Raw genomic sequence first — 17753 nt, 5'->3', positions numbered from 1 at the left:
TTCGATCAAGCCTTGTGCTTCAACGTCCAGTTGGCCAGCGCCTGCATCTGCTCGGTGATCAGCCCGGCGATGCGCTCGTCGGTGAGATCGCCATCAGCGGTGAAGCCGCCGGCAAACGCGTTGGCGAATACTTCAGGCTTGTTCAGCGGATGCAGGTCGAGATACACGCAGACCTGACGCAGGTGGTACTGCGCGCGCGACGTGCCCATGCCGCCGCCTGCACCCAGGATCGCGACCGGCTTGCCGGCCAGCAACGCGTTGTTGGGCTCGCGCGAGGCCCAATCCAGAATGTTCTTCAGCGCCGGCGCCAGCGAGTAGTTGTATTCAGGACAAGCCAGCACCAGCGCATCGGCGCGCCCGATCTGTTCGACCACGCGCACCACCGAGGCTGGCTTGTCCGTGATGTCGGCGTTGTAGAACGGAATATCCGTCAGGTCGGCCAGGTCCATTTCAACGCCAGCGGGCAGGCGGGTGGATGCCGCACGCAGCAGGCCCTGGTTGGTGGACTTGCGGCGCAGGCTACCGGCAATGCCAAGGAAATTCAGCGACATGAAGAACGACTCCGTCAGTGTTGGGACTGGCGAGAATAACGGACATTGGCCGGATCAAAAAGAGGCCTTACGCGCTACACCTTGCCGGCGCGAAAACACCCGGCTTCGTGGTCATCCACCATGCCGGTGGCCTGCATGAAGGCGTAGCAGATGGTCGGGCCGACAAACTTGAAACCGCGCTTGATGAGCGCCTTGCTCATCGCCTTGGACGCATCGGTCGCGGCGGGAGCGTCGCGGTAGCTGTCCCAACGGTTGACGATGGTCTTGCCATCGACGAACGCCCACAGGAATGCGTCGAGCGAACCCATTTCTTCCTGAAGTTCCAGCACCTTGCGCGCGTTAATGACCGCGCCTTCCACCTTGGCCCGATTGCGCACGATGCCCGGATCGGCCAGCAGCTTTTCGATGCGTGCCGGCGTAAATCGCGCTACGCGTGCCGCATCAAACCCCTCGAACACCTCCTGATAGCGCGCCCGCTTGCGAAGGATGGTCTGCCACGACAACCCAGCCTGCGCACCCTCCAGGATCAGCATCTCGTAAAGGTGGCGATCATCGTGCGAGGGCACGCCCCACTCGGTGTCGTGATACTCGATCATCAGCGGGTCTTCGCCCGCCCAGCAGCAGCGCGCCATCTCTTGTCTCCTAGATCCAACCCGATTTGCGCAGCTTGCGATACAGCCACACGCAAGCGGTGGCCGTGCACGCCAGCACGATGGGATACCCCGCCGGATGCTCCAGCTCCGGCATGCCCTTGAAGTTCATGCCGTAATTGCTGAACACCACGGTCGGAATAGCCAGAATAGCGCCCCACCCCGCCAGGCGCTTCACGATGTCGTTCTGCGTGACCGACACCAGCGCCACGTTCACCGAGATGGCCGTGGTCAGCATTTCGCGAATCACATCGAGTGCGCCCACCGCGCGGTGCGCATGGTCGGCAATATCCCGAAAATATGCGCGCAGTTCTTTGGGGACCACGTCTTCATGCAGGCGCACAAGCTGACCGGCGATGTCTTCCACGGGCAGTGCGGCGTTGCGCAGGCGCAGAAGCTGGCGCTTGAGCGTATAAAGCCGCTCGATGGCCGCGCGATCGAACGTGTCGCCAAAGATCTGGCTTTCGATCTGCTCGAACTCTTCCTGCAGGCGTTCCAGCACGGGCTGATAGTTGTCGACCACGAAGTCCATCACCGCGTACAGCGCAAACGGCGCGCCCTTGGCCAGCAATTGCGGCGTGCGCTCGCAACGCTCGCGCACCGGCGAATACGACGCCGACGGCCCATGCCGCACCGAGACAAGAAAGTCCCGACCGACAAACAGGTGCGTCTCGCCAAAGACGACGTTGCCGTCTTCCATCTGCGCGGTGTTCAGCACGATGAAGAGCACATCGCCGTACACCTCCAGCTTGGGCCGCTGGTGCGCGTTGCGCGCGTCTTCAATGGCGAGATCGTGCAGGCCGAATTCCTCCTGCACGCGGTCGAGCATCGCGTTGTCGGGCTCATGCAAACCGAGCCAGACAAACGAGCCCGGCGTGTGCAGCACGTCGCTGATGGCCTCGACGGACAGGTCGCGCTCACGCTTGCCGTTACGGTACAGCGCGCTGTTGATCACCATGGACATGGTTGTCTCCGGAACGCATTCAGCGCGCATTAGCGGTCTGCGGGCTGATCTGCGGATTTGCTATCGGATGCGGTAGAGGCCGCGGTGGCCAGCGCCGGCACTTCAGCCAGGCGTGTTTCAATTTGCGCCAGCGCTTCGGACAACGCGTGGACGAGATCGTCCGGCAGCCCATCGAGCGTGGCATTGATGAAGGCGATGCGGCGCGGCATGCAGTCAAGCACGACGGCCAAGCCGGCGTCTGACAGCGACACGTTGGTCAGACGGTTGTCGCGCGCATCGGTTGCGCGTTCGATCCAGCCGAGCTGCTCGAGCACCTTGAGCTGGCGGGTGAGCGCGCCAGGGTCCATCTGCAGGCGCTCGGCGAGCTGTTTCTGAGCCATGCCGCCGCCGGTGTTGTCGTGCAGCGCCAGCAGGATGCGCCAGCGCGGCATCGGCTGGCCGACATGCGCCTCGAAGGCGGACATGAACGCACGATAGGTGCGGCCGAACTGGTGCATGACGGCGAAGCGTTCGCGTTCAGAGGTCATCGATCAGGGCTGAGATTGCTGGGAAACCGCGCATCCTAACCGCTCCGGCTTGTTCTCGCCTATCCGGCGCCTATTCCGTATGTTGCACGGGCTCGACATGGTGCAGCACCACGGGCGGCACCCGCCGCACATACCAAAGGCCGATCAGCGCCACCACCGTTGCCACGATCAGGCCGATGTGGATGGCACTGACCAGCACATGCCGGGCGGCTTCGAGCAGCGCCGCACCGTCGTGGCCGGCAGCATGCAACTGCGAGAGCAAGGCGGCTTGCGCCTCATGATCGATGAGAATTTCGGGATCGGCAAGCTGATGCAGCCACTGCGTCGCGCTGTCGGCGCTCAGCGCAGTGGCAACGCCCGAGGCATAGCGCTCGCTCACCAGCGTGCCGACCAGCGCCGTGCCCACCATGCCGCCCACCATGCGCAGCGATTGGAGCAGCGCCGTGGCAATGCCCAGGTGCGCGCGGCCAGCCGTCTGCTGCGCAAACACGGTCAGATTGGGCAGCACGAAGCCGAGCCCCAACCCTGCCAGCAGCATCAGAAGCGTCAATACCACGTGCGACATGCCCCGGAACGACACTGACATGCCCCCCACCGCCACCGTCAGCAGCGCAAAGCCGGCATACAGCATGGCGCTGGGCTTGGGAATGCGCGTGACGATGCGCCCGTTGATGATGCTGCCCAGCGTGATGCACACAACCAGCGGCGTAATCACCAGGCCGGCTTCCTGCGGCGACATGCCGAACCCGCCCTGGAACAGCAACGGTGCGTAGAACAACACCGCAAACATCGAAAAACCCGACAGCAACGCCAACATGAACAGCGCAGCCAGTGCCGGGTTGCGCAGCATGTCGAACGGCAGCAGCGGCTGCTCCGCGCGCTGCTCCCACCACCACAGCGCCACGAACGCCGCGGCCGACAGCACCAGCCAGCCGAACAAGGCCGGCGTCAGGCCATGTCGCGGCAGCCATTCCACAAACAATTGCAACGCGCCCAGCGCCACCGTGATGAGCACCGCGCCCTGCCAATCCAGCCGGATACGGCCGGTGTGCACGTTCTGGCGCAGATGCGGCAAGAAGCGCCAGGCGAACCACAGCCCCAGCACGCCAAACGGAATGTTCACGTAAAACACCGACCGCCAGCCGAACGCCTGCGTCATCCACCCGCCGAGCGTGGGGCCGATGGCGTTGGCAATACCAAACGACGCGCTCAGCATCACCTGCCAGCGCAAGCGCACACGCGCATCGGGAAAGAGATCGGGAATGCATGCGTATGCCGTGCCGACCAGCATGCCGCCGCCAATGCCCTGCAGCGCCCGCGACCACACCAGGAACGTCATGCTGCCTGCCATGCCGCACATGATCGACGCCAGCGTGAAGACCACGATGGACGCAATCACGAACGGCTTGCGCCCATAAAAGTCGCCCAGGCGGCCAAAGATCGGCACCGTCACCACGGAGGTCAGCAGATACGACGTCGCCACCCAGGCATACAGCTCAAAGCCTTTGAGTTCGGCCACCACCGTCGGCAAGGCGGTACCGACCACGGTCTGGTCGAACGCCACCAGAACGACGACAAAGCAAATGCCGATCATCGCCAAAAGCGATTCCTTGAACGGCAGGACCTGGGTATGGGAATGTGGGAGCGCGGTGTGGACGGCCATGACTGGGAGCGGCAATACAAATGCCGCATCAACGATTGATTCGTCAATTAATAGTGTAGCGAAATCCTGGAAGGCTTGCTTGCGCGTGATGTGGAAAGACACGCTGCTGCGCGGCGAAGACCCCATAAAGCTCGGCAACCACTGGGCCGCCTTCCTCAAGGACGAGCTAGCGGTTGCTGACCAGGCAAAGACGCACCAGGCATCACCCCCACCGGATAAGAGCCGAGACCTCATCGCGCAATTTTCAACGGCTCACCTCGCCATGGGCGTGGGTGACCGCAAGGGCCACGATATGTTCGTGGCCGCTTCCTTCGCCCCCACCGCAGGCGACAAGGTGGTCGCGGGCGTGCATCGCGAGCCTGCGCGTCTGCTAGACGAAGCAGCGCGGTAAATCGCCAGGGAGAGCGCAGCGGTCTCCGCGAAAACTGCCGACTGAGATTTCGTCGGCCTCCACCGAGCAGAGCACCGGCATCGAGCAGGTCGACATCGCAGTGGGCCAGATCGAAGGAGTCACGCAGCAGAACGCGGCGATGGCGGAAGAGGCCTCTGCGGCGGCAAACGCCGTGGCCGAGCAGGCCGGTGCACCGCGCCGCGCCGCGCCGCGCCGACTCCATCTTCAAGTTGGACGACGGCGCGATTGGCGTCTGAGCAAGCACGCGGCCGCTAGAACCGGTACCCCACCGACAGAAAGCTCGCCAACGGGTTGATCCGCACCTTGGTCGTCGTTGTTACGGTGCCCACGGGCGCCTGCGTCGTCAGCGTCGCCTTGGTGGACAACCACATATACGACACCGATGCGCCGATCGACCAATGGGCGTCGAGGTTGTACGTCAAGCCGGCATTGACGATGGGGGCGAACGATTTGCTGAGCGATGCCGTGGTCGGGCCGACCAACATGGAGCCCGTGGTTGGCGAGGCGAGAATCTGCCCGTTTGCCAACGGCCGGCTCAACTCGATATCCCGATACCAGACATAGCCAAGCCCCACGCCAAGGTACGGCCTCACGCGCGCATTCGGGTCACCAAAGTGGTATTGCACTTGCGCAGCCGGGCTCCATGCGCGGGCGGTGCCCAACTCACCAACCGGTGCGAGTGATCCGGTTCCGCTCAGGTGCAGCTTGGGCGGGACGCCCAGCACTGTTTCCAGGGCCACATGATCCGTGACGAAATACCGTGTGGTGAGCGCGAAGGTATTGGCGTTGGCCAGCGTCGACCCGCTGCCGGGCACCTCGGCCGATTGCCCGAGTGCATGCACCGTCAGCGGTTGGCTGGAATCTTGAGGGGCGAGATGCATCCAGCCTGCATTGACGACCCACTGCCCTGCCGATTGCGCATGGGCGAGCGAAGTCGCCGCGAGCGACAAGAGCATTGCCGCGCGTGTGTGCTTCATGTTGTCTCCGATTTTTCTAATGTAGGTACTGCAACTGCAGGAATGCGCCACCATGCGGCGCGGGGCACTTCGCCTGCTCACGCGACAGTGCGCAGGCGAGGAATTCCTCCTTCAGCCGGATCAGCCAGGACGCTGCTTCACCGGCACTTCAATCAATTGACGGAAAAGGGAAATGGAAAGCGGCCAAGCACTTCACGCGCGACGGCAATCGATGCGCTGGCGTCGAGCCTGACCGACGCCACAAGCCCTCTGGATTTGTCTTCCGCCACTTCCAGAGCCTCAAAAGCGATACCCGCATCCTTGAGGGCTGCAGACAGGGCATCACGCGTTTCACGGTGCTTGAGTGCCGGCTTGAAGATCTTGCCCACGGCGGTCAGGGGCATCGTTTCAATGATGTTGACCTGCCGGGGCAGCGCCGCACGCTCCGCAATTTCCGCCTTCAGGAAGGCCAGCAGATCGGCTTCCGTGGCGGTCGCACCGGCACGCAGTTGCACGTAGGCAACCGGCAGCTCGCCCGCATGCACATCCGGGCGCCCGACGGCGGCAGCAATCTGCACGGCAGGGTGACGATGCAGCGGCGCTTCGATGGTCTGCGGATCGATGTTGTGACCGCCGCGGATGATGAGTTCCTTCTTGCGGCCCGTGAGCCAGAAGTAGCCCTGTTCATCCTGCCGCGCCAGGTCGCCGGTATTGAGCCAGCGCCATCCATCGCCCGTATCGACCCAGAGCCCCTCGTTCTGCCCGGCCTGGCGGTAGCCCGAAAAGACGTTGGGGCCAGACACCACCAACACGCCCACCTCGTCTACAACGCAATCACGCAGATATGCCCCGCCCTCGTCCAGCACGACGGTCTTCATCTGCTGCATGGGCACGCGCAGGCCGATGGAGCCAAGGCGGCGCTCGCCCATCGGCGGGTTGACGCTGCTCACGCAGGTCGCTTCCGTCAGCCCGTAGCCTTCGAGAATCTTGATGCCCGTCTGCTCCTGGAAGCGGCGAAAGACTTCGACCGGCATGGGCGCGGCGCCGCAGAGGCCGTATTCGAGCGATCGCACATCCCGCTCCCCAACGGGCACCTGCAGCAGCGAAGCGTAGAGCGTCGGCACGCCGCTGAAGAAGTTCACGCGGTGGTGTTCCACGATCTCCCAGAACCGCTGGATCACGCCATCGCCGCGATAGCCCTGCGGCGTGCCAAGCACGACATGGGCACCCCTGGAAAACGGCAGCAGCCCGGTCACCAGAACGCCATTGACGTGGAACAACGGCAAGCCGCAAAACACCACCTTGCCGGGGCCGATGCCCGCCCCCAGCACCTGCGCCGTGCTCCACGCGTTTGCGACTTCATTGCCGTGGGTGCGCATCGCAATCTTCGGCAAGCCCGTAGTGCCGCCGGTACAGAAGTACGAAGACGCATCTTGCGCGGCAATGTGCCGCCGGCTGTTCAGGCCGTCTGCGCGCTGCGCCTGGATGGCGCTGTTGAAATCGTGGATGCGCACCGACATGGGAACTGCGCCATGCACGCCTTGCGGACCGAGCAATCGCAGCGCCTCGTTCTTTTGCATCTGCGCGGCACATTGCGCTGCGCCATGCACGCGGTCGGCCAGGTTCACCAGCACCAAGTGCCGCAGGCTCTTGATGGCGGGCAAATGCGGCTGCAGCTTGATCCAGGTATCGGTGCCGGGAAACGGCGCCAGTGTGACCAGCACTGACGCACCGGCAGCATTGAGCAGCTCGGCCAGCGCGGGCCCTTCGAGCAGCGGATTGAACGCCGCGACGATGCCGGCCGCCTGCCCGCCCCAGATCACGAAATGCGTTTCCGGCAGGTTGGGCAGCACAAACGCAATCACGCTGTCTTTCTTGACACCGATGCTGTCGAAGAAATTGGCCGTCTGCGTGACGCGCTCAAGAAGCGCCGCGTAGCTCCACGTCTGCGGGGTGCGGTGGTCATTGACGCTCAGAAAAAAGCTCAATGCCGGCGCCTCCGGATTCACGCTGGCGCCGCGACGGATCATTTCGTATGTGCTCTGCGGAAGATCGGGCGGAAGACCCTGCCCTTCCACGGCTTCAACGTCCTGCAGGCTGGAAAAGCCGGACATGGCGCTTACTCCTCGGCAACGATGCGATTGCGCTGCGTGCCCAGATCGATCCGTCCGTCCGACGAGTGGATCCGCGCTTCCACCACGTCGCCCGGCTTCAGGTATTGGGGGCGGGCGGCCTGCACTTTCAGGAACATCTCCCACTTCGCCTTCTCGGGCAGCATCGCGGCCATCTTCTGCTTGGTCGGCGACGGCACGGACAGTGCGCAGCCCGCCGGCGTGCCTGTGGCCAGCAGATCGCCCGCTTCCAGGTCATGCACGCGAGACAGCTCGGTCAGCGTCTCGGCCGGGCCGTAGACGAGGTTGGCTGTCGTGTCGTTCTGCCGCAGCTTGTCGTTGACGGTCAGCTTGAGCTGCAGGCTCCTGAGCGCAGAGATCTCGCGCGGTTCCAGCAGCGTGAGCCACGGGCCCACCGGCCCGAACGTACGGAACGACTTGCCCTTGTAGAACTGCATCTGGGGGATCTGGACGTCGCGCGCGGAATAGTCGTTCACGATCACGGCGCCCGCCACGTATTCGTGCAGGTTGTCATCTGTCACGTCGACTGGCGCGTGAATCGATTGGCGCATCACCAGGCCAAGCTCGATCTCGTAATCGAGAAACTGCACGCGCTTCGGTTTGATGACGTCGCTGTCGGCCGCGACGATGCAACTCGACGCCTTGGTGAAGATCATGTTGTACGTCTTCACGTCGGGGTCCATGCCGGACTCGATCATGTGCTGGCGGTAGTTCGCGCCCTGGCAGATGAACTGCTGATTGCGCGTGACCGGAGACAGGAGCTTCACGGCGGACACCGCGATCGCTTCACCATCCAGCGCGGCAAGCTGGGCCAGGGTTGTATTGCGAACGAAGTCACCGGTCGTGGCATAGGTGCCAGGCACGGGCGTAATGCGTGTATCGCGGATCACGCCCCATTGGGTCTGATCCTGGTATTCAAAGCGAACGATATTGATGGACATGGCGAAAGATGCGTTGGATGGGTGACGGCCGAGGGCGCTTGCGCTGCCTCAGGCAAAGATCCGGGCGAGCGTGACCAGCTTGCGCAGCGTCAGGTCGGGGCTGCGCCGCAGGTTACGGATGAGGGCCGCAATGGCCGCCGGTGTCAGCTTCGGCTTGGTGAAGCTGGCAGGCATCGACTGCCCCCACTGCGACATGGCCTCGCGGCTGACCGGGTGAATGCCGGTCGGCTGATCTGCGGTGAACAGGTCACCGTCGCAGTAGTGCTCGTGCTTGTCGCCCCACGGGTCTTGCCAGTAGTCGAAAATCTGGCTTCCGAGAATGTGCCGCCCCAACCCCCAGGCGTGCTTCCACCCCTGCTCGCGCAGCATGCGATGCCCCATGCCGACGGCATCGGCATCGATCAGTTCGAAGGCGCTGTGGCTGTACTTCGACACAAAACCCTGAGCCAGCGCGAGCGTGTGGTGGTCGGCCGGCGTGTCGCCCAAATCGAGCCGCATGAATGCGACCGCAGGCGAGCCGTCCGGCAACACCTGCACGTCGCTCGGTATGAAACCGAAGTGCTGCGTGTACCAGGCGCAGGTGGCCTGAAAGTCGGCAAGCTCCAGAACGACATGCCCCAGGCGAATCACCTCGGGTGTACCCACGGGCGGCCGCTGCGTTTCGTTGATGCGCAAAGGGGCGTCCACCGAGTTGAGCGACAACGCTGAACGGTGCGGCAGCTCGGTTGTCGGTGCCTGATCCGCAATGGCATCGACGCGGAAGCCGGACGGATCGACGAGTCGCACGCGATAGCCGCCGCCCGGCCAATCCAACGGCTCCACTGTCGAGGCGCCAGGCAGTTTCGTCAGGGCATCCAACGCTGCGCGTCCGGTCACCTGCAACCCGAAGCCGGCAAACGCGGCCTTTGGCGCCTTGCGCACGACATAGCAGAACGGCGCCGGGCCGGTGCCGCGCAAGAGCAATGTCGATTCGTCGCGCTGCACCGTCACGAGACCAAAGTCATTGAGAAACCGCTCGGCGCGTTCGAGATCGGGCCGATCGAACATCAGGTAGGCGAGCGCCAATGCCTTGGTCGTCGGCTGCGGATGGCGTGCAGGCTGTGCTGTGGTGAGTTTCATGGCAAGACACTCAGGCAGATTGAACGGCAGCAACGGCAGCCGCAGTGGCGGCGGCCATGGGCTCAGGTCGGCCGCCGAGCAGCGCCAGGCTTTCGCAAACGAGGCGGTCTGCCTCGGCGGCTGGCCCGTCATGGACGACCGTGCGATCCGGGCGCACAACGGCCGCCCAACCAACGGGCACCGCGTCGGGAAGGAACGTGCCGTTGAGGTCCTCCCAAACGCCGGGCACCTCACGGTGCAGAGGCTGCCCCCGATGCGCGATCCGAACGAACGTACCGCCCAGGCGTTCGAATGCCGCTGCCGTTGCGGGCTCCAGCGCGGCGCGGGCGTCGCAGCCGAAACTGACGAGCGTGTATCCGTGGCCAAGCACGTCGTCGCTCAGGCACATGTGGCCCTCCGCGTTCCTGACCCAGCCCTGCGGGATCACTCCACCACGCATCAGCTTGGTGGACGAGCATCCTTTGACGAACAGTCCGGTCTTGAACGCGTTCTTCGGCTTGATGCGCAACTCCTCGAATTGCGAACGCAGGCCCGGCACCAGCCGGGTCAAACGCATCAAGCCGTGCGTCAACAGGGCGATGGGCGCACTGCGCGGCATCACCAGCTTGCCCATGAACCGCGCGAGATTGATCATGGCTTTCGCGTGCGGGCGGCGCTCCTCGTCGTAGGTGTCGAGAATCCGCGCATCGGCCCGTCCTTGCAGCACCCAGGCCAGCTTCCAGCTCAGGTTGGCGGCGTCCCGGAGTCCGGCGACCAGCCCTTGGCCAACAAACGGCGGGGTGATGTGCGCCGCATCACCAACGAGGAACGCCCGGCCAACGCTGAACCGGTCGACGGTTCTGGCATGAAAGCGATAGACCGCCTTGCGTTCGATCGTGATGCTGTCAACGTCCGTCCAAGGCGCCAGCAGCTCGCGAATACGGCTGTCCGATTCCATGTCGTCGCGGCTCTCGCCTGGCTGGAGCATGAACTCCCAACGCTCGCGCGCGCCTGGAGCGACCATGTGCGGCGTGGGGCGCCGGTGATCACAGAGAAATTCAACATGGTCGATCGGCTTGGGGACATGACGCGCATCGACAATGAGCCAATCCTCCGCGTACGTCGTGCCCCGGAATTCCTGCCCGATCAGGTGGCGCACGAGCGAACTCGCGCCGTCTGCACCCACCAGGTAGCGAGCGCGGACCCGGTGTACCTGCCCGCACCCGATATCCAGCGAAGCCAGTACGCCATCCGGCTGATTCGTGATGCTGAGCAGCGTGGTGCCGAGCGCGACATGCACATCACCGTGCGCTGCCAGGCGTGCGCGCAGACAGCGCTCCAGATCGGGCTGATAGAACGTGACGAGCTTCGGATGGCCATCCAGGCTGCCCAGCGTGTTGACACGCCCGAATTCGCCCAGCCAGGGCGAATGCATCCGGACGTGGGGAATGGCCACCGTTTCGAAATCGCCTTCGCTGATGCCTGCCTGTTGCAGGATCCGCAAGGCTTCGTTATCCAGCGCAATGGCACGCGGGGCCATATAGATGTCGGGGGCCTTGTCGATCGCCAACACGCTCACGCCATGACGCGCCAGCAGATTGGCCACCATGGCCCCGACGGGGCCAAGCCCCACGACAAGGATGTCTATCTGAGATGGCAACTCACCTGCCCCCTGAGGGCATGCGCCATCCGCGACGCGTGAACTGGCACGCGCATGTGCTTTTGTCTCCACCGCTACTCCGTTTCTTTGTCTACGCCTCAGTCAGGCTTCTTCCGCCTTTTTTGACATTAAAGTCATGCCTGATGATTTTGTCAATATCGACATTCGAATCTATAATTCCGGCCACGACAAGGACCACCAGACCATCATGGCCACCACCGAGACTCGCCGAACTCCGAAGCGCTCCGTTGCGAAGACGCCCACTCCTCCGGCGCCCGCCGCTGACGAACGCGAGCCCCGTGGCGCACGGCGTAAGCGGGAAACACGCGCACGGCTGCTGGATGCCGCACTCCGGCTCATGGCTGATCGGGGCATGGAGGGCGTTGCCATCAACGAAATTACCGAGGCCGCGGATGTGGGTTTCGGGTCGTTCTACAACCACTTCGAATCGAAAGAAGCCATCTACGCCGCGCTGGTGAGCGCAGTGTTCGAGGAGTTCGCCGATTCGCTCGACAAGCTGACGGAAGGGTTATCCGACGCGGCCGAGATCATTTCGGTATCGGTGCGGCATACGTTGGTCCGGACGAGGCGCGAGCCTGTGTGGGGGCGCTTCCTGATTCGGGAGGGCTTCTCGGCGCGCGTGCTGACGCACGGCCTCGGCCAGCGCCTGCTACGCGATATCGAGCGCGGCATCGCGGCAAAGCGGTTTGTCGTGGCGGATCCGTTTATCGGATTCCTGTCGGTCGGCGGCACCGTGCTGACCGCCGTCTCGGCCGAACTCAACTTTCTGGCGCCCGATGCGCCGGCCGCGAATATCGTCAAAGAGCTGGGTTTCTCGGGGGAGCATTTCCCCGAACGCACGGCAGCGGCGCTGCTCCAGACGCTGGGGCTCAAGCGCGCTGAAGCCGAAAAAGTGGCCGCCCGGCCGCTGCCCGTTGTGGAGACAGCTGACAGCACAAGCTGACCTGAGCGCCCGCGTTGCAGCGCGGGCGTCTAGGCGAACAACCCTACTTGCCGACGGTACTGGTCGCCGAATCCAGGCAACCTGGCATCGGTCGCGCCACCTCTGCCGGTGCGGCAGCGTATGCCAGCAGCGCCTCGGCCATCTGCGAAGCCAGCGCCTTCAGCGCGCGCCGATGGCCCTCTACCACGCCGTCAATACCGGCGGATACGTCCTCCTGGACGACGCTGCGGCACGTCAGCAGTTGACGATCATCCGCGGTGCGAATCGTCCAGACCGCATCGATCAGGACGTGCGAGCCGCGCCAAGCATCAAACCGCTGTACATCCACGGCTACGCGGTAGACGGGCCGTCTCCCATCGTATGGAAGGCCGTGCAGGTCCATCGCGCGGATCTGCAACGCCAGCCCGGACGACAGCGCCGCACGAATCTCATCAGCCACGGGCGAAGCCCAGCGGTCCATTTCCAGGACATCGACCTGGCCTGAACCGGCCTGGACGACCAGCCGCCTGCCCGCCACCGACGGCGGAACACGTACCGCCACCACATCGACGAGATACGTTCGCACAGGTGCCTGTGCTGGTGCGGACACCGCAACGCCATCGGCATCGGCACCGAGCAAGCTATGAAAGCGCGCCGGCGGCGAGCTGCATGCCGCGAGCGCTGCGCAGGCAACCACGCCAGCAAGGGTGCGGCAAATTGGGAGCCACGACACCATCACCGCGCATCTCCTTTCTTGCCAAACAGCAGCGATTCCGGATGGCGTTCCAGATAGTCCGTCAGCGCATTGAGCGATTGAAGCGTGCGCGTCAGTTCCTGCATCGCCTCGTGCACATCCGACTGGAGCGGGGAATCCTGCCGCAAGGTTGCCTGCGCTGCGTTGAAGGTCTGCTGTGCAGACGCCAGTGTGTCCCGCGCCTGAGGCACCACTTCGGTATCCAGATGACCGAACAGGCGGTTCGCATTTTCGAGCGCGCCGTTCAGGTTGCTGCCGATCTTGTCGAACGGCACCTGGTTGAGCTTCTTCGCGATGTCGGCAAGCTGCACCTGCAATTCATCAAGCGAGTTCGGAACCGTCGGCAACTGCACCGGCGACCGATGGACATCGACCGTCGCACGCGGTGCCTTGGGGAACATGTCGAGCGCAACGTACAACTGACCCGTCAGCAGGTTGCCCATGCGAAGCTGCCCACGCAGCCCCTGCATGACCAAGTGCTGCAGCATTTCATGACCGCCCGGCGTGTCGGGCGCAGGAAGCGAGGTGTTGCTGCGCCGGCTGAGCCGCGACGGATACAGCGCCATCACAACACGCATGCTGAACGTTTTCGCCGCCTCGTCGTACTCGATGCCGATGTCGGTGACGTTGCCCAATGCAATGCCGCGCAAATCCACAGGTGCGCCGACAGACAGGCCGCGCAGCGACTGGTTGAACCGCATGACCACAGTCAGCGGCGCGCCGTCGGGCTCGCGCATTGCGTCCGATTCATCGGACGCCAGCGAGAACACCGCGCTGTCCGGGGGCGGCGGCCCATCCGGCTGGCCTTGGGGCGTCTGGAACGCCAGCCCGCCAACGATGACGGTGGCCAGCGATTGCGTATTCAGCTTCAGGCCGCTGGAATCGAGCCGGAGGTCGACCCCGCTGGCATGCCACCAGCGCGTGTTGGTGCCGACGTATTTGTCGTAGGGGGCGTTGACGAAGACTTTCACCTGCACGCCCCCGCCCTGCTTGTCCAACGCAAAGCCCACCACTTGCCCCACTTGCAGATGCCGATAGAAGACCGGCGCGCCGATATCGACGGAACCGAGCGAATCGCCGTGCAGCGAGAACTGGCGTCCCTGCTGATCCGTGGTGACGGAAGGCGGACTCTCCAGCCCCACGAACTGGGTCTGGCTGTCTTTGGAATGCCCAATATCCACGCCGATATACGCGCCGGAAAGCAACGTGCCCAGCCCGGATATGCCGCTCGCGCCCACACGCGGTCGGACCACCCAAAACCGGGTGTCCCTGGCCGCAAAGCGCTCGGCTTCGCGCGCCAGCTGAATCTTCACCGTCACGCGTTTCAGATCCGGGGTGAGCGAGATGGCTTGTATCGTGCCGATCTCGACGTCCTTGTACTTCACCTTGGTCTTGCCTGCCTCAAGGCCCTCGGCATTGGAAAAGGTGACGGTCACGACAGGGCCTTTCTCGGCGATGGTCTTGGCAACCAGCGCAAGCCCGATCAACGCCGCGATCAGCGGCACGAGCCACACAATGGAAGGGAGCCAACGCCGTGGAGGCATGATCTCGGGAAGAGGTAGATCGATAGGACGCATTGCTTACAAAGAAGAGAAGGCGGACGGACGGTGTGCGCGAGACCCGCTCAGGAATCGTCGTGCGCGGGTGCTTCGTCGGGGATCGGGTCCCAGATAAGCCGGGGGTCGAATTGCATGGAGGCGATCATGGTCAGGATCACCACAGCGCCAAAAGCCAGTGCCCCCGGGCCCGCGGTGATGACAGCGAAGGAGCCAAAGTGCACCAGTGCAACCGTGAGCGCCACCACGAACACATCGAGCATCGACCATCTGCCGATGCGTTCGACGAGGCGATAAAGCCGTGTCCTCTCGTGCGGACGCCATGTCGAGCGCCGGCGTGCCGCGAATACCAGCACCGCAAGAATGGCGAGCTTGAGCATCGGCACCACCACGCTTGCAATAAAGACGACCGCAGCGAGGCCCCAGTCGCCGGAGGTCCAGAAGTACGCCACCCCGCTCAGGATCGTGTCGTCTTCCGAGCGCCCGAGTGAGGTGCTGTGCATCACCGGCAGCAGGTTGGCCGGGATGTACAGCAGCGCGGCAGCCAGGAGCAATGCGGCAGTCCGCGAAACGCTGGCCGGGCGGCGTTCGTGCAGGGCCGTATGGCAACGACGGCACCGCGGATGCGACCCGACGCCATCCCGCTGTTGCACGCTGCCGCATGTGTGGCAGACCACCAGCCCCGCCTGCTTTGCGGAGACGGCCTTGAGCGAGTCCGCCACGACCGGTTCTATCAACGAAGAGCCAGTTCGCAGTTCGCCAGACGGCGCTGCGCCATCCCCACCCTCGATCTCGTCGCACGCATGCCAGAGCCTGTGCGGATCGAAGCGCGAAACCAGCGCCAGCAGCACCGTCAACGCGCCGAATGCAAACAGGCCTGCACCGGGAATCACGCGCGCGAGGCTGATCATCTTGACCGTCGTGACCAGCACGCCGAGCATGAACACTTCGATCATTCCCCAAGGGCGAAGCCATTGGAGAAAGCGGATGAAGAGGCGATATCCGGGCGGCACACTGCCCGCGCGCAACGGAAGCAACACGTAAAGCAACGCGAGCAATTCCATCGAGGGAAAAAGCGTGGTGGTGAAAAACACGACCGCAGCCACGACGCCCATGTGACCCGCCCAAAGTGAGGACACTGCGTCAAGCAACGTGGCTTGCGACGTCATCCCCTGGGCCTTGAGGGCAATGATCGGGAAGCACTGCGCGATCACCAGCGTAATGAGCGCAGCCACCGCCATCGCAGCTGCGTTGTCGAGGGTCGGTCGGGCGAGATGGGCGCTACTCAGGTCGCTCGCACAACGCGAGCATCGGACGTTCAAGCCTTCCAACGGCGGCGGCCGCCGAAACACGCGGTCGCACTCATGGCAGGCAATCAGGTGGGTGGATTCCATGGGCGTGGACGGAGCCAATCGGCATTGCGGGCGAAGCACGGCACTCCACGCGAGTCGCGTGGAGGCCGAGCCCATCCAAAGGCAATGTCAGTCCTTGGCGATCGTCTGGACAGTGTTTGCGGGCAGTTCACCCATGGCCTGCAGCAAGGCAGCCGTGTCGCTCATGCGCCGGCTGGTCGCACGCACGGTGTCGAGCTGCGCGTTCAGGTACTGCAGCTCGCTCGACTGCTCGGCAGATGCGGGCAGCGCGCCCAAGCGGCGGCGCGAGGCGGTTTCGTTGAAGGCCGTACGCGCAGCCGTCGAAGCGACTTCTGCTGAAGCGAGCGTCTGTGCATCGTTCTCCAGCGCGGCGAGCGTGTCGGCAACGTTTTCAAATGCCGACAAGACCGCCGACTTGTACTGCAGGACCGTTGCGTCATACAGCTCGAGCGTGGCGCGGCGGTGCGCCATCAACGCGCCGCCGTGGAAGATCGGCTGACTCAGCCCGGCGCCCACGGCCCATAAGCCGCCCGCCCCCGACAGCAGCGCAGGCCAGCTCAAACCGCCCCGACCAAGCGAGGCAGTGAGCGACAGGCTCGGGAAAAGCTGTGCGGTGGCCTCGCCTGCGTCTGCAGACGCTGCCCTGACCGCAGCAGCGGCGGCGCGGATATCCGGCCGGGCACGGAGAAGATCCGAGGGTACGGCCACAGGCACCTGGTTCGGCAGCGAAAGGCTGCTGAACTCGGGTACCGCCGGCGCTGCATCCGGTGTGCGGCCCAGCAACACGGCCAACGCGTGGATCGACACCGCACGCTGTTGGCGCAACTGCGGCAGCGTCGCCGCCAGCGATGCGGCGCTCTGCGTCGATGCCAGCGCCTGCGCATGCGAGAGCGCCCCCAGCTCGTACCGCCGCTGGCTGTCCCGCGCCGTCGCGTCTGCGACCACAACAAGACGTTCGGTCAAGGCGATCTGCTGGTCCAGCGCGGCCGCATTGATCACGGCGCCGACAATATTCGCCGCGAGGGCACGCTGTGCTGCCTCCAGTTCGCAGCCACGCACATCCACCCGCGCCGCGCTCGCGGCATTGGCATAGCGCGTGGCACCGAACAGGTCGAAGGTGTAATGCGCCTGCAACTGGCCAACAAACACGTTGTAGCGCAGCGCTTCGGGGCCCACGCCCGTGAAGTTTGGCGTGCGCTGGCGTGCGGCTTGCGCCCCAGCGTCCAGGGACGGCAATGTTGACGCCCCCACCTGTGCGCGCAGTTCCTCCTGGGCGGCGGACAAGGTCTTCTGCGTTGCAGCCAGCGTGGGGTTGTTGCGCAGTCCTTCTTCCACCAACGCGTTCAGCGCATCGGAGCGATAGAGCTTCCACCATTGCGGCACCGGCGCGGCGCCCACATCAAACTGCTGGGCAACACCGGCCGCTTCCACCGTCTTGGTGGGCTGCGAGGTCACGCCGTAATGGTCCGGCGAAGGCGTGGCAGGCGGCACGGCGGTAGGCGCCAGGGAGCACGCCGTGAGAGCGAGCACCGACGTTGCGACAAGCGCGCACGTCATACGAGAGCGTTTCATG

16 protein-coding genes and 1 pseudogene are annotated in these 17753 nt (G+C 64.2%); 3 read left to right on the top strand and 14 right to left on the bottom strand.

Annotation, left to right across the window (positions count from 1 at the left end; genetic code table 11):
• Positions 1–5: 5 nt before the first annotated feature.
• The 5 genes from AAHM38_RS12235 to AAHM38_RS12215 form a co-directional block, all read right to left on the bottom strand.
• Positions 6–551 (bottom strand): NADPH-dependent FMN reductase, encoded by a 546-nt coding sequence (locus tag AAHM38_RS12235; RefSeq protein WP_116576272.1) that lies wholly within the window; start codon positions 549–551, stop codon positions 6–8.
• A gap of 74 nt (positions 552–625) precedes the next feature.
• A complete protein-coding gene (locus AAHM38_RS12230; RefSeq protein WP_116576271.1) occupies positions 626–1183 on the bottom strand; it encodes a DNA-3-methyladenine glycosylase I in 558 nt (185 codons plus the stop codon).
• A 10-nt stretch (positions 1184–1193) separates the two neighbouring features.
• Entirely contained in the window at positions 1194–2165 is a 972-nt protein-coding gene (locus AAHM38_RS12225; RefSeq protein WP_009239793.1) for a magnesium and cobalt transport protein CorA, read from the bottom strand.
• Between the two features lie 29 nt (positions 2166–2194).
• Positions 2195–2692 (bottom strand): MarR family winged helix-turn-helix transcriptional regulator, encoded by a 498-nt coding sequence (locus tag AAHM38_RS12220; RefSeq protein ID WP_004634907.1) that lies wholly within the window; start codon positions 2690–2692, stop codon positions 2195–2197.
• A 70-nt stretch (positions 2693–2762) separates the two neighbouring features.
• The gene (locus tag AAHM38_RS12215) at positions 2763–4355 is read right to left on the bottom strand and encodes an MFS transporter (RefSeq protein ID WP_116576270.1); all 1593 of its coding nucleotides are present in this window, start codon (positions 4353–4355) and stop codon (positions 2763–2765) included.
• Here AAHM38_RS12215 and AAHM38_RS12210 point away from each other — a divergent pair.
• Positions 4276–4746 (top strand): hypothetical protein, encoded by a 471-nt coding sequence (locus AAHM38_RS12210; protein ID WP_257019862.1) that lies wholly within the window; start codon positions 4276–4278, stop codon positions 4744–4746. The two genes, AAHM38_RS12215 and AAHM38_RS12210, sit on opposite strands and share 80 nt — an antisense overlap.
• Positions 4747–4786: 40 nt before the next feature.
• A pseudogene (locus tag AAHM38_RS25685) lies at positions 4787–5062 on the top strand (hypothetical protein); the annotation flags it as partial.
• Here AAHM38_RS25685 and AAHM38_RS12205 read toward each other — a convergent pair.
• The 5 genes from AAHM38_RS12205 to AAHM38_RS12185 all read right to left on the bottom strand — a co-directional run bounded on the left by AAHM38_RS12205 (position 5019) and on the right by AAHM38_RS12185 (position 11626).
• Entirely contained in the window at positions 5019–5744 is a 726-nt protein-coding gene (locus AAHM38_RS12205) for an OmpW/AlkL family protein (RefSeq protein WP_116576268.1), read from the bottom strand. The pseudogene AAHM38_RS25685 and the gene AAHM38_RS12205 sit on opposite strands and share 44 nt — an antisense overlap.
• Positions 5745–5896: 152 nt before the next feature.
• A complete protein-coding gene (locus tag AAHM38_RS12200; RefSeq protein ID WP_116576267.1) occupies positions 5897–7837 on the bottom strand; it encodes an acyl-CoA synthetase in 1941 nt (646 codons plus the stop codon).
• A 5-nt stretch (positions 7838–7842) separates the two neighbouring features.
• Positions 7843–8796 carry a fumarylacetoacetate hydrolase family protein gene (locus AAHM38_RS12195; RefSeq protein WP_103518924.1) on the bottom strand — a complete coding sequence of 318 codons (954 nt, stop codon included), beginning with the start codon at positions 8794–8796 and terminating at the stop codon, positions 7843–7845.
• Positions 8797–8844: 48 nt separating this feature from the next.
• Entirely contained in the window at positions 8845–9915 is a 1071-nt protein-coding gene (locus AAHM38_RS12190) for a VOC family protein (RefSeq protein WP_103518923.1), read from the bottom strand.
• A 10-nt stretch (positions 9916–9925) separates the two neighbouring features.
• Positions 9926–11626, bottom strand: coding sequence for a bifunctional 3-(3-hydroxy-phenyl)propionate/3-hydroxycinnamic acid hydroxylase (locus AAHM38_RS12185; RefSeq protein ID WP_179817549.1), 1701 nt, complete (start codon positions 11624–11626; stop codon positions 9926–9928).
• Positions 11627–11762: 136 nt separating this feature from the next.
• Between AAHM38_RS12185 and AAHM38_RS12180 the strand changes: the two genes are divergently transcribed.
• The gene (locus AAHM38_RS12180; protein ID WP_179817548.1) at positions 11763–12518 is read left to right on the top strand and encodes a TetR/AcrR family transcriptional regulator; all 756 of its coding nucleotides are present in this window, start codon (positions 11763–11765) and stop codon (positions 12516–12518) included.
• 43 nt (positions 12519–12561) lie between these two features.
• On the opposite strand, the gene AAHM38_RS12175 is transcribed toward AAHM38_RS12180, so the two are convergent.
• From AAHM38_RS12175 to AAHM38_RS12160, 4 genes are all read right to left on the bottom strand, one after another.
• Complete coding sequence (locus AAHM38_RS12175) at positions 12562–13233, bottom strand: PqiC family protein (RefSeq protein WP_116576264.1); 672 nt, start codon at positions 13231–13233, stop codon at positions 12562–12564.
• Positions 13233–14828 carry a PqiB family protein gene (locus tag AAHM38_RS12170; protein WP_116576263.1) on the bottom strand — a complete coding sequence of 532 codons (1596 nt, stop codon included), beginning with the start codon at positions 14826–14828 and terminating at the stop codon, positions 13233–13235. Before AAHM38_RS12170 ends, AAHM38_RS12175 begins: the two co-directional genes overlap by 1 nt.
• A gap of 47 nt (positions 14829–14875) precedes the next feature.
• Positions 14876–16201, bottom strand: a complete 1326-nt coding sequence (locus AAHM38_RS12165) for a paraquat-inducible protein A (RefSeq protein ID WP_116576262.1) — start codon at positions 16199–16201, stop codon at positions 14876–14878.
• An 87-nt stretch (positions 16202–16288) separates the two neighbouring features.
• On the bottom strand, positions 16289–17752 hold the full coding sequence (locus AAHM38_RS12160; RefSeq protein ID WP_116576261.1) for an efflux transporter outer membrane subunit: 1464 nt from the start codon (positions 17750–17752) through the stop codon (positions 16289–16291).
• Between the last annotated feature and the right edge of the window lies 1 nt (position 17753).

Source organism: Ralstonia sp. OTU4908 (genome assembly GCF_038440115.1).
Taxonomy (GTDB): domain Bacteria; phylum Pseudomonadota; class Gammaproteobacteria; order Burkholderiales; family Burkholderiaceae; genus Ralstonia; species Ralstonia pickettii.
Note: the sequence above shows the minus strand (reverse complement) of the source record. Positions and strands in the feature narration are given on the sequence as shown.